Annotated in this window: 12 protein-coding genes; 8 read left to right on the forward strand and 4 right to left on the reverse strand. The window is 68.5% G+C overall.

Going from position 1 to position 15,101, the window contains the following annotated elements:
- The first annotated feature begins 269 nt into the window (after window positions 1-269).
- A complete protein-coding gene (locus ACWDMM_RS17565) occupies window positions 270-1,550 on the forward strand; it encodes a YibE/F family protein (protein ID WP_195080871.1) in 1,281 nt (426 codons plus the stop codon).
- Window positions 1,551-1,563: 13 nt separating this feature from the next.
- Here ACWDMM_RS17565 and ACWDMM_RS17570 read toward each other — a convergent pair whose 3' ends face one another.
- Both ACWDMM_RS17570 and ACWDMM_RS17575 read right to left on the reverse strand, forming a co-directional pair.
- Window positions 1,564-2,871, reverse strand: a complete 1,308-nt coding sequence (locus tag ACWDMM_RS17570; protein WP_323124685.1) for an Hsp70 family protein — start codon at window positions 2,869-2,871, stop codon at window positions 1,564-1,566.
- A gap of 151 nt (window positions 2,872-3,022) precedes the next feature.
- Entirely contained in the window at window positions 3,023-4,345 is a 1,323-nt protein-coding gene (locus ACWDMM_RS17575; RefSeq protein ID WP_449938373.1) for a UDP-glucose dehydrogenase family protein, read from the reverse strand.
- 135 nt (window positions 4,346-4,480) lie between these two features.
- Here ACWDMM_RS17575 and ACWDMM_RS17580 point away from each other — a divergent pair, with 135 nt between their 5' ends.
- The 6 genes from ACWDMM_RS17580 (at window position 4,481) to ACWDMM_RS17605 (ending at window position 9,620) form a co-directional block, all read left to right on the forward strand.
- On the forward strand, window positions 4,481-5,017 hold the full coding sequence (locus ACWDMM_RS17580) for a YdcF family protein (protein ID WP_449938375.1): 537 nt from the start codon (window positions 4,481-4,483) through the stop codon (window positions 5,015-5,017).
- Between the two features lie 82 nt (window positions 5,018-5,099).
- Complete coding sequence (locus tag ACWDMM_RS17585) at window positions 5,100-5,273, forward strand: calcium-binding protein (protein WP_449938378.1); 174 nt, start codon at window positions 5,100-5,102, stop codon at window positions 5,271-5,273.
- A gap of 208 nt (window positions 5,274-5,481) precedes the next feature.
- Window positions 5,482-6,711, forward strand: coding sequence for an acyl-CoA dehydrogenase family protein (locus ACWDMM_RS17590; RefSeq protein WP_195080866.1), 1,230 nt, complete (start codon window positions 5,482-5,484; stop codon window positions 6,709-6,711).
- On the forward strand, window positions 6,711-7,859 hold the full coding sequence (locus tag ACWDMM_RS17595) for an acyl-CoA dehydrogenase family protein (protein WP_449938382.1): 1,149 nt from the start codon (window positions 6,711-6,713) through the stop codon (window positions 7,857-7,859). Before ACWDMM_RS17590 ends, ACWDMM_RS17595 begins: the two co-directional genes overlap by 1 nt.
- A 130-nt stretch (window positions 7,860-7,989) precedes the next feature.
- On the forward strand, window positions 7,990-8,466 hold the full coding sequence (locus ACWDMM_RS17600) for a GbsR/MarR family transcriptional regulator (RefSeq protein ID WP_357208901.1): 477 nt from the start codon (window positions 7,990-7,992) through the stop codon (window positions 8,464-8,466).
- Window positions 8,463-9,620 (forward strand): FAD-dependent monooxygenase, encoded by a 1,158-nt coding sequence (locus ACWDMM_RS17605; RefSeq protein ID WP_449938386.1) that lies wholly within the window; start codon window positions 8,463-8,465, stop codon window positions 9,618-9,620. The genes ACWDMM_RS17600 and ACWDMM_RS17605 overlap by 4 nt, the downstream gene beginning before the upstream one ends.
- Window positions 9,621-9,720: 100 nt before the next feature.
- On the opposite strand, the gene ACWDMM_RS17610 is transcribed toward ACWDMM_RS17605, so the two are convergent.
- Window positions 9,721-12,873 carry a (Fe-S)-binding protein gene (locus tag ACWDMM_RS17610; protein ID WP_449938390.1) on the reverse strand — a complete coding sequence of 1,051 codons (3,153 nt, stop codon included), beginning with the start codon at window positions 12,871-12,873 and terminating at the stop codon, window positions 9,721-9,723.
- 459 nt (window positions 12,874-13,332) lie between these two features.
- On the opposite strand from ACWDMM_RS17610, the gene ACWDMM_RS17615 reads away from it, so the two are divergent.
- A complete protein-coding gene (locus ACWDMM_RS17615; RefSeq protein WP_195080861.1) occupies window positions 13,333-14,046 on the forward strand; it encodes a hypothetical protein in 714 nt (237 codons plus the stop codon).
- 68 nt (window positions 14,047-14,114) lie between these two features.
- Here the strand turns inward: ACWDMM_RS17615 and ACWDMM_RS17620 are convergent, their stop codons facing one another.
- Complete coding sequence (locus ACWDMM_RS17620; protein WP_357110529.1) at window positions 14,115-15,002, reverse strand: NRDE family protein; 888 nt, start codon at window positions 15,000-15,002, stop codon at window positions 14,115-14,117.
- Between the last annotated feature and the right edge of the window lie 99 nt (window positions 15,003-15,101).

Below are 15,101 nucleotides of genomic sequence, written 5' to 3' on the forward strand. Positions count from 1 at the left end.
CTCGGCACTCTGAGTGCCTGGTCGGATTGCCTACCCCCCCTGGGCATATCCGGCCTCGGGTTAGGCCGCCTACCCCCCTGGGCCGCCTGCCCTGCGGGCGGCGGAGACATCCCCCTGCTCTCCGCCGCCCCCTCTAACTTCCTTTTTCTCCCGCGATCGGTCCGCATCGACCGTGTATCCGCTGTGTTCGGTAACCGCCGCGACGGTCTTGAAAATGAAATCCTTTAGGCTCGCTCCGGGCGCAAACACATCGGACAGGTAGGAGCGCGGTGAGCGACCACCACCACCATCATCACGATCATTCGGGACCGATCGCGATCGGCGCGACCGCGGCGCGCGTGGTCGTCGGGCTACTCACCGCGATCGGAATCGTCGTCGTCATCGGCGCGATCGTGCTGTGGCCGAGCAAGCAGCACATCGACATCCCGCTGCCGATGCAGAACGCGGGCGGCGGCGCGGTGCAGACCGAGGCGGGCACCGTGGTGCTCCAGGATGTGGGGCCGTGCGGCAGCCCGTCGCTGGGCAAGGTGTTCGTCGACCAACCCCAAGCGCCGCGCAACAACGCCTACACCTGCCAGCGCAGCCTGATCTCGATCGAGTCCGGACCGCACAAAGGCAACCGCACGCTGCTGGAGATCGCCCCCGGCCCAGGACAACCCGATCTGCACGCCGGTGACAAGCTCCGGCTGGTCCGCCAGACCGACCCGAGCGGGACGCCGCTGTATTCGTTCGAGGACTACTCGCGCGGGCTGCCGCTCACGCTGATCGCCCTCGCGTTCGTCGTGGTGATCATCGTGGTGGCGCGCTGGCGCGGCGTCCGCGCGCTGCTCGGCCTGGTGTTCGCCTTCGCGGTCCTGGTGCTGTTCCTGCTGCCCGCGCTGCTGGACGGGAAACCGGCGATCCCGGTCGCCTTGGTCGCGGGCTCCCTGATCCTCTACGCGGTGCTGTATCTGGCGCACGGGGTCAACCTGCGCACCAGTTCGGCGCTGCTCGGCACGCTGACCTCGATGCTGCTCGCCGCCGGGCTGTCCTGGCTCACCATCGAGATGACCAATCTGACCGGGCTTTCCGAGGAGCAGAACACCAACGTCGCCACCTACATCGAGCACGTCAGCATCACCGGACTGCTGCTGGCCGGGTTCATCATCGGTTCGCTCGGTGTGCTCAACGACGTCACGATCACCCAGGCGTCGGCCGCGTTCGAGTTGGCCGCGATCGACCGGTCCGCCTCCCGGCGGGAGGTTTTCGCCGCTGCCATGCGCGTGGGGCGCGATCACATCGCCAGCACCGTCTACACGCTGGTACTCGCCTACGCCGGTGGGGCGCTGCCGCTGTTGCTGCTGTTCAGCGTGGCGGGGCGGTCCATCCGCGACGTGCTGACCGGTGACGCGGTGGCCATCGAGATCGCGCGCTCGGCGGTCGGCGGTATCGCGCTGGCGCTGTCGGTGCCGTTGACCACCGGCATCGCGGTGCTGCTCGCCCGCCCGTTCACGACCAAGGAACCCACGCCGGCGCCGCGCCCGCGCCGCGCCCGGCACGCGCGGGTCTGAGACTTCGCCCGGCTCAGCGCTGCGGCGGCGGAGGGAAGGGAAAGACCTCCGGCGGGATCGTGGGGACCACGATCGGCGGAAGGCCCGGCACCACGATGGTGTTCGGGCCGGGCGGCGGCGGCGTCTCGCTGGTGGTCTGCCTGCGATTCGGCGGCGGCGCGGCGATGGATTCGTGCGCGGGTGACTCCGTGGTGCCCGGCGCGACCGCGACCTGCGGGTCCAAGCTGGTGGTGCGCGGTGTGGTGGTCGGCGACAGCGACGGCGATCCCTCGCTGGTGTGCGAATCGCGTTCCAGCACCTGCGGTCCGTAACCGAGACCGAGTCCGATCGCGGCGACCACGGCCAGCGCGCTCACGGTCAGCACCGCGCCGCTGATCTCGCGCTTGCCGCGCTGGGCCGGAGCCGACAGCCAGGCGGGTGACAGCTCGTCGTCCAGCAGGGCGCTCGCCGTCGGCGTCTCCTTGCGGACCGGTCTGGCCAGCAGCGCCGCGCCGCGCGCCATCACGGTCTCCGGGCTGTCGGGCACGATGACGGGCACGCCCATCCAGCGTTCGAGCACCTTGGCCACCAGCGGGATCCTGGCGCAACCGCCGATGGCGAGCACGCCGTGCACGGGGCGGTCCGAACGGACGATCACGTCGCGCGCCATCCGCGCCGACGATTCGATGGCCAGCATGATCAGCGATTCGAAGTTCTCCTGCGCGAGCAGGACCAGACCCTGCTCGCTCGGCAGCGCCACCGCGGTGTTGGTGGTCAGCTGCTCCTTCGCCTCCCGGCACAGCGCGTCCAGCGCGGCCAGGCCCGCGGCGTTCGGCGGGTGCGCGATCCGCCCCGAGGCGATCTGCTGCTCCCGGATCAACGAGTCGAGATAGTCGCCGCTGATGTCGCTGGTGCGCTCGCTGTGCCTGACCTCGCGGGTCTGCGTGTCGACCACGCTCACCGTCAGGCCCGAACTGCCCAGGTCGTAGACGACCAGCGAGGAGATGCCCCGGATATCGCCGGTTGCCTGCGCGAATTCGAGCGCGGCCGCGATCTCCGGCACGAGTTCGTAATTGGTCAACTGCTGGCGCGCCATGGCGGCGCGAATGGCGCGGGCGTGCTGCTCACTGCGGTAGGCGATCGCGGTGGCGCCGATACCGGGCGTGGCCTCCAGGGTGACGCCGATGGCCTCTGCAGCCAGCTCTTCCACGCTCTGGTCGACGACTGGAATGGTCTGCAGATCGAAGGAATGCGGGGAGACATGCCCGTGGGGGTTCGCGGTGTGTGGTCGCGCCATACGGACAGCGCCGGCCCCCACCGAAACTCCCAGTACCGAACTCATCAGCTGCCCATCTCGTTTCACACTGCACGACATGCGAGCCTGCACCATCCGTCGGCGGAGACCCGCTGGACGGACCCTACCGTCGGCGATCAGCTGTGCTTAAGGCAGGACTGGTCGTCTGTCTGGCAGTAGCCCGCCTCGCCCCGCAACTCTACGGTGTGCCGAGTCCCGCGTACACCCATCCGGCTGCTCTCCAGGTGGCACGATTGAGACAGTTCCTGCCGTCGATGATCGAGCGGGCACGCACCACCCGGTCGAGGTCGCCGGGGCGCAGCGCGGTGAATTCGTCCCACTCGGTGAGCACGAGCACCACGTCGGCGCGGTCGCACGCCTCGACGACCGAGGTCGCGTAGTTCAGGGTGGGGAACACTCGGCGCGAATTCTCCAGCGCCTTGGGATCGTAGACGGTCACCACGGCTCCGTGGAGCTGGATCATGCCCGCGACGTTCAGCGCGGGGGAGTCGCGCACGTCGTCGGACTCGGGTTTGAACGCCGCGCCGAGCACCGCGACATTGGCCCCGAGCAGTGAACCGCCGCAGGCGCGAGCGGCCATGTCGACCACCTTGGTCCGGCGGCGCATGTTGATGTTGTCCACCTCGCGCAGGAAGGCGACGGCGTGGTCGGCGCCGAGTTCGCCGGAGCGGGCCATGAACGCGCGGATATCCTTGGGCAGACATCCGCCGCCGAAACCAAGTCCGGCGTTGAGGAATCGACGGCCGATGCGCGCGTCATAGCCGAGGGCGTCGGCCAGCATGGTCACATCGGCGCCGGTCGCCTCGCACACTTCGGACACCGCGTTGATGAACGAGATCTTCGTCGCCAGAAAGGCGTTCGCGGAGACCTTCACCAATTCCGCTGTGGCCAGGTCGGTCAGCAGGAACGGGACTTCGGCGGCGATGAGGTCGGCGTAGACCTCGCGCACCAGCTCCTCGACCCACCCGGCGGCGTCACGGTCGCGGTCGACGCCGAGAACCAGCCGGTCGGGCCGCAGAGTGTCCCTGACCGCGAATCCTTCTCGGAGGAATTCCGGATTCCACGCCACTTCGACGTCGGTGGAAGTCAGTGCGCGAGCGCGAGTTCCCAGCGCGGCCGCCGTGCCGACCGGAACGGTCGATTTGCCGATGATCACCGAGGGACGTTCCAGCAGCGGGGCGAGCGTATCCACCACCGCCCGCACGTATTTCAGGTCGGCGGCGTACTCGCCCTTCTTCTGGGGCGTGCCTACGCCGAGGAAATGCACGTCCGCGTGGTCGGCCGCCTCGGCGTAGGAGGTGGTGAACCGCAGGCGGCCCGCGTCGAGGTTGCGGCGCAGCACATCCTCCAGGCCCGGTTCGTAGAACGGCACCACTCCGTCGGACAGCTTCGCGACCTTGCCCGGGTCCACGTCCACTCCGATGACGTCGTGCCCGAGTTCGGCCATGCACGCCGCGTGCGTGGCCCCGAGGTACCCGGTTCCGAAGACTGTGCATCGCATGATCGATTGGTAAGCCCCGCCGGTGGACACGCCACGTCAGCGAGGCAAGGGTCCGGGCAACAGCAGATGTACATGCGGCTACATGGCCGAGGCCGGCGCCGTGACCTGGTGTTACGCCCGGCTAGCATCGGCATGGTGCGACGTCGTCGGTTGGTCTCTGCCGCGCTCGGCGCCGGTCTGGCGGTGGTTGTCGCCACGGTGGCGCTGTGGCCGGTCTACGTGCGTCCGCGGACCGATCCGCCCGCGCGGGCCGACGCCGTGCTCGTTCTCGGTGGAGCACACGACGGTCGCGAACAGCTGGGCCTGCGCTTGGCGCGCGAGGGGTACGCGCCGCGGGTGGTGTTCTCCAATCCCTATGAGCACAGCGCCATGCTGAACCGGATCTGTCACGGCGGCTACAGCTTCGAGGTGCTCTGCTTCGACCCGTCCCCCCGCACCACCCGCGGCGAGGGGCGCGAACTCGCCCGCCTCGCCCGCGCCCACAATTGGCACCGCGTCATCGTCGTAACCTTCACCCCGCACATCTCACGAGCCCGCTATGTCCTGCAAAAGTGCTGGGCCGGAGAACTTCTCTTCACCGACCCCGAACCCACCCTGTCGGTCCCCCGGTGGGCTTACGACTACGTCTACCAATCGGTGGGCTACCTGAAGGCATTCTTCGGGGACTGCTGAACGCCGGACGTTTTGATAGCGCACCAGTAACAAATGTGATCGGCGTCTTGATCTGATGCCCGTGCGCATCGACCGTCGATGCGTGAACGCGGATGGGTCCTCGCGCTCGAAGGATGCGACCGGGAAGGGCCGGATGCAGGTGATGGACCGGAACTGGATCGTGGTGGCGCAGTCACCCGGGCCGGGAACGTTGATCGGAGAGGGGGAGGCCGTGCTGTCGGTGGTCAAGATCGGTGAATCCAGTCCCTGCGGCTGAGGTGCGGCGGCGATTGCTCGGCGCGGATGGACCGGTTGCCGGGCCTGTGCTGGGGTCCGGCCACCGTGCCGTCGGTTCGCCCCCTGGTGAAGAGTCTGCGGGCATATGACGTCAGTTTGACTCTGTAAAACAAACGGTCGTACATTCTCTCGCGTGGTGGCGGGATGGTCGCCACGGAAGCAACGGTGCACACCCTCTGGGAGGGCAGATGGATTACGACTGGTCAGCGGAGGATCTGGCGTTTCGGGACGAGGTGCGCGCATTCCTCGACGCGAAGCTCACGCCGGAGTTGCGGCGGGCCGGGCGCTTGGCGACGAGCGTGTATCCCGACCATGAGGCGAGCATGGAATGGCAGCGCATCCTGCACGAGCGCGGCTGGGCGGCGCCCGCGTGGCCGGTGGAGCACGGCGGATGCGACTGGAGCCTGACCCAGCACTACATCTTCCAGCGGGAATCGGCGCTGGCCGGCGCGCCGGCGCTGTCACCGATGGGCATCAGGATGGTGGCCCCTGCGATCATCGCGTTCGGCACCCCCGAGCAGAAGGCGTTCTATCTGCCCCGCATCCTCACCGGCGAGGTCTTCTTCTGCCAGGGCTACTCCGAGCCGGAGGCCGGATCGGACCTGGCCGCGCTGACCATGGCCGCCGTCGACGACGGCGAGGACTTCGTGTGCACCGGCAGCAAGATCTGGACCACCCACGCCACCGAGGCCAACTGGATCTTCTGCCTCGTGCGCACCTCGCGCACGGGTAAGAAACAGCAGGGCATCACGTTCCTGCTGATCGACATGACCGCGCCGGGCATCGAGATCAGGCCGCTGGTGATGACCTCGGGTGAGCAGGTGCAGAACCAGGTCTTCTTCGACAACGTGCGGGTGCCGAAGGCCAATGTGCTCGGCCGGATCGACGACGGGTGGACCGTCGCGAAGTACCTGCTCGTGCACGAGCGAGGTGGCGCGGCCGCGCCGTGGTTGCAGGTCATGGCGCAGGACATCGCCGCCAACGCGGCGCGGCAGCCAGGCCCGGACGGCAACCCGCTGATCGAGGACCGCGTGTTCGCGGCCAAGCTCGCCGATCTGCGGATCCGCACCGAGGTGCTGGAAATCCTGGAGTACCGCACCATCTCCGCGATGGCGCAGGGGAAGAACCCGGGCCCCGCCTCCTCCACACTCAAGATCCTCGGCACCGAACTCAGCCAGAAGCTCACCGAGTTGGCGCTGGAGGTCGCGGGACCGCGCGGTCGCGTCTACCAGCCGCACGCCACCAAGCCGGGCGGCCCGATCGCCCAGTACACGCCGCCCGCCGACGGCTACCACAGCGGCGCGGACTGGCAGGCCGTCGCGCCGCTGAAGTACTTCAACGACCGAGCGGGCTCGATCTACGCGGGCAGCAACGAGATTCAGCGAAACATCCTCGCCAAAGCAGCATTGGGGCTCTGATGGACTTCACGCTTACCGACGAGCAGGAAATGCTCCGCTCCGCGATCGCCGGATACCTCGGCGCCCGCTACGACCTGGAGAAGAGCCGCGCGGCGGCGAAATCGGAGGCGGGCTGGCAGCCCGCCGTCTGGCGCGGCTTCGCCGACGAACTCGGCATTCTCGGCGCGACCCTGCCCGAGCGGGTGGACGGCACCGGCGGCGGCCCCGTCGAACTCATGGTGATCGCCGAGGAACTCGGCCGCGCGCTGGTGGTCGAGCCGTTCGTGGACACCGTGGTCCTCGGCGCCGGATTGCTCGACCGTTCCGGCGGCGAACAGGCCGATGCCGTGCTGCGCCGGATCGTGTCCGGTGACGCGCGCGTCGCGTTCGCCGCGCTGGAACCGACGTCGGGAGCCACGCTGCACGACGTGTCGACCACCGCCCGCCGCGACGGCGACGCCTGGGTGCTCGACGGCGAGAAGACCGTGGTGACCAGCGCGCCGCTGGCCACCGATCTGCTGATCACCGCGCGCACGTCCGGCGATCGCCGCGACGAGGCGGGCATCTCGCTGTTCCGGCTGGAATTCGACGCGAGCGCTCCCCCCGCGGGCGTCGAGGTGCACGCCTACCGCACCATCGACGACCGGACGGCCGCCGATCTGGTGTTCACCGACTTGCGACTGCCCGCCGACGCGCTGCTGGGCACGGAGTCGGACGGTTGGAGCGTCATCGAGCCGACCGTCGCGGAGGCGACCGCCGCGATCTGCGCCGAAGCGGTCGGCTGCATGCGCAAAGTGCTGGCCGACACCATCGACTACGCCAAACAGCGCGAGCAGTTCGGTCAGCCGATCGGCAGCTTCCAGGCGCTGCAGCATCGCATGGTGGACATGTACATCGAACTGGAGCAGGCCATCGCGGCGGTCCACCTGGCCGTCCATTCCCTGCGCGCCTCCGCCGACGACCGGGCCCGCGCCGTCTCGGCGGCGAAGGTCACCGTCGCGCGGGCGGCGCGTTTCATCGGGCAGAACGCCGTGCAACTGCACGGCGCGATGGGCATGACCGAAGAGCTGGCCATCGGCCACTACTTCAAGCGGCTCACCGTCATCGAGCACGAATTCGGCTCGGCGGACGAGCATCTCGCACGCTACGCCGCACTGACCCGGCCATAGTCGCACGACGGCGCGCGCGGGTCGCTATCGGCCCCGCGCATCGTCCGGTCTCGTGCTCGGCCGCGCCTTGCCATGTCCATATGTTTCAGTAAATACTGAATCAACTAGACATGTGTGAATCGGAGTGAGTATGGCGAATCGGGACCCCGGCCACGAGCAGGTGCTGGAGTGGGTCGAGCGGGTGGCGATGTTCTGCACGGCGGAATACGGCATCCCGCCGATCTCGGGGCGCATCCTCGGATGGTTGATGATCTGTGATCCGGCCGAGCAATCGGCGGACGAAATCGGTGCGGCCATCGGAGCGAGCCGGGCGTCGCTGGCCACGAACATGCGGGTGCTCATCGATGCCGGTTTCGTACGACGGCGCACGAAACCCGGTGAGCGCACGCACTTCTACCGGATGGACGACGACGCGTGGAGCACCGTCGTGCAGCGGCGGGTGGCGGGTCTGCACTCGTTTCGCGACGTCGCCGCGCAGGGCATGGAACTGGCGGGGCCCGGCAGCGCGCGGGCCGAGCGGTTACGGGCGGCGCACGACGTCTACGACTGGATGGCGAAGCGGTTGAGCGAACAACCGCTGCCTTCGCGCGAGAGCGGCGACCGGTGACGGGGCAGGGCCGATCGGCGATCGTCGCCGGAGGCGGGATCGGCGGACTCGCCGCGGCCGTCGGACTACACCGGTCCGGATGGGCGGTGACCGTTCTGGAGCGGAGAGCGCGAGCGGGAGAGATCGGCGCGGGCTGGTCGTTCGCTCCGAACGCCGTGCGTGCGGCGGACGCGCTGGGTGTCGGAGCGGACTTCCGCGCCGTCTCGGTGCCGACGCAGGCCGGAGCGACCCTGCGGACTCCGTCCGGCCGATACCTGATGCGATACGAGGCGGGGCGCGACGTCGCGCTGCTGGCCAATCATCGCGCTGATCTGCACAGCGGGTTGCTCGGCCATCTGCCCACCGGCGTCGTACGTGCCGGAGCCGAGGTCATCGGGTTCGAGCAGTCCGGATCAGAGATGTCGGTGACCTACCGGACGGAGGAAGGAACGCACCGAGCCGCCGCGGACGTCCTCGTGGGAGCGGACGGCATCCACAGCGGGGTGCGACGCGGCCTGTTTGCCGACTCCGATCCGGTCTTTCAGCGCATTCTGTGTTGGCGCGGGGTGACCGAGCCGGGCTCGGTATGGCCGATCGAAGGATTCCAGACTTGGGGACGAGGTGCGCGTTTCGGCGCCCACCCGCTGACCGATCGGCGGGTGTTCTGGTTTCTCACCGTTCGGCAGTCCGAACCAGGGATCCGCTACGGGAACGATCTCGCGGAACTGCGTCGGCGGGTGGGCAGCTGGCACAACCCGATCCCTGCTCTGCTGGCCGCGACGCCACCGGAGGCGATTCTGTGTCATGACATCTTCGATCTCGATCCGTTGCCGTCGTTCGCCCAGGGCCGGGTGGCGCTGCTCGGCGACGCCGCGCACGCGATGACGCCATTCCTCGCCCAAGGCGCGTGCCAGGCGCTCGAAGATGCGACCGCGCTCGCCGCTGAGCTGCGCGACGGCCCGGTTCCGGCGGCGCTGGCCCGCTTCGACCAGCTGCGCCGCCCACGCGGACAGCAGGTGCAGCGCATGGCACGCCAGGATCCCGCGATAAGTCTGTCCACCAATGCCCTGGTCTACGGACTGGCGACCGGCCTGACCCGCCTCGCCGGACGCGGCGTGGCCGGACGGAAGTCGGCCAGATTGTGGGATTGGACGCCTCCGGCGATAGGCGAGTAGCGCACCCCGCGTCGATGAGCTGTGCCGGTCGCCGGATACGGCGCGAACGAAAGAGCCCGGGTACTCCTCGAGTACCCGGGCTCTTCTCCGCTATCCTGGCTCAGCTTTTGCGGCCCGGAGCCTTCGCACCGGCCTTGAAGCCGAGACCGCCCGGCTTGGCGGTGGGCGGCGCGACTTCGGGTGCGCCGTTGCCGCTCGCGCCGTTGGACTGCTCCGGTTCGGCGGCGGGTCCGGGCTGCGTGGCGGAAGCTTCCGCGACGGGAGCCTGCTCCGCGGGAGCCGGTTCGGCGGGAGCCGCGTCCTTCGGGGCCGCTGCCGTCTTGCCGGGGGCCTTGGGGCCGGGCCGCTTGAAGCCGGACTTCATGGCCAGACCCTTGGCGGGCACCGTCGGCTTGGTCTCGGTCGGGCCGGTTTCGGCCGTTTCCGTAACCGCTTCGGCCGACTTCGCCTCGGCTGGTTCCGCAGCCGCTTCGGCGGGCGCGGCCTCGGCCGCAGGAGCCGCCGTAGCCTTCGCGCCAGGTGCCTTGGCCGCGCCCTTCATGGCGAGACCACCACCGGGCGCCTTCGCGCCGCCCTTCATACCCAAGCCCTTGACCGGCTTGGCCTCGGCAGCCTCGGTTGCGGGAGCCTCGGCCGGAGCTTCGGCGGCGGGGGAAGCGGTGGCCTTGGCACCGGGTGCCTTTGCTCCGCCCTTCATCCCCAGACCACCGGGCGCCTTCGCCGGACCCTTCATGGCGAGACCCTTGGCCGGAGCGGCGGGAGCCGGCGTGGCTTCGGTCTCCGCCGATTCGGCGGCGGGAGCCTTGGCGCCGGGCGCCTTGGCCGCGCCTTTCATGCCCAGGCCACCGGGGGCCTTCGCCGGGCCCTTCATGGCAAGACCGCCGCCACCGGGTGCCTTGGCGGGGCCCTTCATCGCCAGGCCGCCGCCGCTCGGCGCGGCCTTCGCCGGCGCGGGAGCCTCGGCGGCCGGGGCCGGTTCGGGCTCGGGTTCCGGCTCGGGCTCCGCCTCGGGCGCCTTGGGCTCCTGGATGACGGTCAGGTTCTCGGTGAGCACCGCGGGCTCGACGCGTTCGATGGCGTCCAGCATCAACTGGGCGACGTCAACCACCTCGACGCCTTCGCCCTCGCCCTTCTCCTGACGCGCGGTGACGCCGTCGGTGAGCATCACGCGGCAGAACGGGCAGCCCGTCGCGATCTTCGCCGGGGAGGTGGTCAGCGCCTCGTCCACGCGGTCGATGTTGACGCGCTTGCCGAGCTGCTCTTCCATCCACATCCGCGCGCCACCGGCGCCGCAGCACATCGAGCGCTCGCCGTGGCGGGGCATCTCGACCAGGTTGGAGCCGGACGCGGCCATCAGCTCACGCGGCGCGTTGTAGATCTTGTTGTGGCGGCCCAGGTAGCAGGGGTCGTGGTAGGTGACCTTCTGCGACACCGAGTTCACCGGGATCAGCTGCTTCTGCCGCACCAGGCGGTTGAGCAGCTGGGTGTGGTGCACGACCTCGTAGCTGCCGCCGACCTGCGGGTACTCGTTGTTCAGCGCGTTGAAGCAGTGCGCGCAGGTGACGACGATCTTCTTCTTGCGGTCATCGACGCCGTCGAACACCGAGTTCAGCAGCTCGATGTTCTGCTGGGCCAGCTGCTGGAACAGGAACTCGTTGCCCGCGCGGCGAGCCGAGTCGCCGGTGCAGGTCTCCTCGGCGCCGAGCACCATGAACTTCACGCCGGCGGTGGCCAGCAGCTCGGCGACGGCCTTGGTGGTCTTCTTGGCGCGGTCCTCGTAGGCGCCCGCGCAGCCGACCCAGAACAGGTACTCGTAGCCGTCGAAGCTGTCGGCGTCCTGGCCGAAGACCGGGATCTGGAAATCGAGCTCGTTGATCCAGTTGAGCCGGTCCTTGGCGTTCTGACCCCAGGGGTTGCCCTTGTTCTCCAGGTTCTTGAACAGGCCCGCCAGCTCGGAGGGGAACTCCGACTCGATGAGCACCTGGTAGCGGCGCATGTCGATGATGTGGTCGACGTGCTCGATGTCCACCGGGCACTGCTCGACGCACGCGCCGCAGGTGGTGCAGCTCCACAGCACCTCGGGATCGATGATGCCGTTGACGTCGGCGCCGCCGACCAGCGGCCGCTCGGCCTCGGCCTTGGCGGCCTCGGAGATCTTGGCCAGCTTCGCCTCGTTCGGGTTGCCCTCGGCGTCGACCAGTCCGATCTCCTCGCCGCCCAGGTCCTTGCGGCCACCGGCCAGCAGGTAGGGAGCCTTGGCGTACCCGTGGTCGCGCAGCGACATGATCAGCAGCTTCGGCGACAGCGGCTTGCCGGTGTTCCAGGCCGGGCACTGCGACTGGCAGCGACCGCACTCGGTGCAGGTGGTGAAGTCCAGCCAGCCCTTCCAGGAGAAGTCCTCGATCCGGCCGGCGCCGAAGGTGTCGGTGTCCGGGTCGGCGGTCTCCATGTCGACCGGCTTGCCCTTGGACATCATCGGCTTGGCCGCGCCCAGCGCGACGCCGCCGTCTTCCTCACGCTTGAAGTAGATGTTGAAGAACGCCGAGAAGCGGTGCCAGGCAACGCCCCAGGTGACGTTGCGGCCGACGTAGTACAGGAACGCCATGCCGGACATCAGCTTCACGAAGGCGAACAGCGCAACCATGGTGGTGTTCGCGGGCAGCAGCTTGGCCACCTGCATGGTGAAGAAGTCGGTGGCCGGGTCGGAGTGGCCGTAGGCGGCGATCTTGCCCGCCTTCACGAAGATCATGCCGAGGCCCTCGAGCAGGACGATCGCCTCGATGACGTAGGCCGGGCCGAACTTGGAACCGCTGAACCGGGACAACCGCTCCGGCACCCGTGGGTGGTTGAGCTGGCGCAGGACGATCAGCGTCAGGATGCCGACCACGGTGCCGATGCCGAGGATCTCGTCCCACAGGTGGTAGATCGCCAGGTTGCCGATGATCGGCCAGTGGAACGCCGGGTCGAAGGTCTGCCCGTACGCCTCGAACCACAGCATGGCTCCGCCGATGAAGCCGATCATCACCAGCCAGTGCGCCCAGCCGACGGTGCGGAACTTGTTCATCCGCGTGTGCGCGATGAACTCCACGAGCATCTGCTTGAAGCGCGGGAAGAAGGGCCGCCAGCGGTCCGGCGCGGGCTGTCCGACCATGATGGCGCGCGCGATATTGCGGACGCCGCCGATGAACGACGCCCAACACAAGAGGCTGAGCGCCGCCCCAATCGTGCCCAGCGTCACTGTCAGGGCATTCATGTCGCGACCTTTCTTTAGAGGCACCCGAGTGCGGCTCGTTCCGCTACCGTCTCGGTTCGCTCGTATCCTAACCGGCAGTAAGTTACCCGCCAGTAACAACTATGTCCATCGTACGATCGGCTTTTCGGCTATAGCCCCATATGCTGGGGCTTGACCGTCTATTTACCTGTGATCAATGTCACAGTAAATTCTGCCGATCACGCTGCCGCGTGGTCGACCACCACCGTAAACGGCGAAGCATTCCGTACAGTCGGTAAGGATTGGCTTAGTCCCCAGTCCTGATAAGGGATCTCGCTTAAAACGCGGCGTTCTATTAGGCTCACGACGTTCTGATTGCCGCGACCGTCTTCACACTGCTCGGGGAGGATCCGGAGCCGACCACCCGGATTTGCTGTACAGAGCTCTCGCGTGCTGAAGACCAGTGGTGACGTACGACCTGATGATGGATTGGAAACTGAATTGAATCTCCGCAGAACCACCGCGGCGGCCGCGATGGTCATCGGTGCGATGACCATCGGATTGGGGACCGCCCATGCCGAGCCGGCCGCTGCTACGCCCGACCCGATCCGGTACTCGGTCAAGCTGGTGGAGAAGACCGTCGTGACGACGCTCAAGGGGGGAACGTTCGAGCTGGCCAAGTCCTCCGAGGACGTCAAGGAAGACGACGTCTACCGGATCAAGGACTCGGAGGGCAACGCGGTCCTCACGCTGCCGATCGCCTTCAAGGTCGCCGACACCGTCGTCCCGGTGAAGCCGGTCGTGAAGGAAGACAACACGGTGCTCGAGCTGACGCCTGAGCAGGGCGTCAACGTCAACGTGCCCAAGGACAAGCCGCTCAACGCGGTGAACGTCGTCGCGCAGCCGATCGCGTCGCCGATCGAGAACCAGCGCGCGCAGAACGAGTTCGCCAGCCAGTTCGGCATCGCGACCGCCGTCGGCGGCTTCCTCGGCACCGCCATCGGCGTCATCGGTGGCGCGGTGATCGGCTGCATCCTCGGTCTGCCGTTCCTCGGCGTCGGCTGCATCCCGGCCGCGATCGCGGGCGCCGGCATCGGCGGCATCCTCGGCACGGTCGCCATCGGCGGTCCCGCTCTGCTCGTCGCGGGCATCGACCTGGTGAACACGCTGCAGGCGCCGGAAGGCACCACCAAGTGGGCGGACAAGCCGAAGTAGGCCTTCGGTCGCACCCGCTCGTCAGATCCTCGGCGGCCCGCTCTCCTCGGAGGGCGGGCCGTCGTCGTTCATCCCGTCAGATCCAGCAGGCCGCGCACGACGTTCTCGCCCCGTTCCTCGCCCAGCGGGCCGAACGAGCGCTCGACCATCTCGAACGTCCCGTCCTCGCGGACGATCAGCACCGTGCTCGCTCGGGTGCCGTGCACGGTGTGCGCGACGAACCTGGCCGACAGCGCCCGCTCCATCTCGTAAGGGACGCCGGTGTGCGGCAACTCGTCGTCGGCGGCTTCGGTGCGGTCGGCCAGCACTTCGAAGTAGCGGTCCACCGCTCCCGGCTCGGTGCGCACGACCTCGCGCAGCCCGTCCACGCCCGCCCGTATCTTGGGCCAGATGGGCTGTGGCGCGATCAGATCGGCTTCCCCTAGGTCCGGGCCGGCCGAGGTGACGAATGTGCCGTTGGAGAGCCCGTGGAAGCCCGCCGCGAGTTCGCGTGGTTCCGCGGCGCTGCGGTTGGAGTGCCACCACAGCGTGCGCAGGTCGGAGACGACCAGGTTGTAGCCGTTGTAGTCGTCGGGAGCGGCGGCGACGTCGAGCACGTACTTCTCCGGTCCCGGGAACTCGCCCGCCCGGCCGCGATCGGCGGCGCCGCGCAGGAAGTCCATCAGCAGCGCGCCACGAGAACGGGCATCGAATCGTTGATCGGCGGGGTCGCGCACGTTCGTGACGGCGGCGAAACGATTGTCACCGTGCGGATGCGTGCTCAGGCCGAGCCAGGTTCCCGGCGGCTCGCCCTCCGCCCGGCCGGTGGCCCCGGTGTCGCGTCCGGCGAGCAGACCCGGCGCTTCCGGCCACCAGCGCATGGACTCGGTCGGACGGGTGTAGAACTCGTCCCGGTTGGCGGCCACGATCAACCGGTACTCCGGATGCGCGCGCCAGCCGATCAACACCAAACACATGCGGTCCAGGATGCCGGACCGCTGCCGCACGCCATGCGGCGTTGCCCCGCGCGGGCCACGTAAGGGCAGCGGAAAGCCCCTGAGACGGCGAAAGGCCGG

This window comes from Nocardia sp. NPDC003726 (genome assembly GCF_053586955.1).

Excerpts from the sequence above, each read along its gene's own strand:
- ACWDMM_RS17600 (WP_357208901.1), top strand. The coding sequence starts at position 7,990 with ATGGCGAATCGGGACCCCGGCCACGAGCAGGTGCTGGAGTGGGTCGAG.
- ACWDMM_RS17575 (WP_449938373.1), bottom strand. The coding sequence starts at position 4,345 with ATGCGATGCACAGTCTTCGGAACCGGGTACCTCGGGGCCACGCACGCG.
- ACWDMM_RS17620 (WP_357110529.1), bottom strand. The coding sequence starts at position 15,002 with ATGTGTTTGGTGTTGATCGGCTGGCGCGCGCATCCGGAGTACCGGTTG.
- ACWDMM_RS17590 (WP_195080866.1), top strand. The coding sequence starts at position 5,482 with ATGGATTACGACTGGTCAGCGGAGGATCTGGCGTTTCGGGACGAGGTG.
- ACWDMM_RS17610 (WP_449938390.1), bottom strand. The coding sequence starts at position 12,873 with ATGAATGCCCTGACAGTGACGCTGGGCACGATTGGGGCGGCGCTCAGC.
- ACWDMM_RS17570 (WP_323124685.1), bottom strand. The coding sequence starts at position 2,871 with ATGAGTTCGGTACTGGGAGTTTCGGTGGGGGCCGGCGCTGTCCGTATG.
- ACWDMM_RS17595 (WP_449938382.1), top strand. The coding sequence starts at position 6,711 with ATGGACTTCACGCTTACCGACGAGCAGGAAATGCTCCGCTCCGCGATC.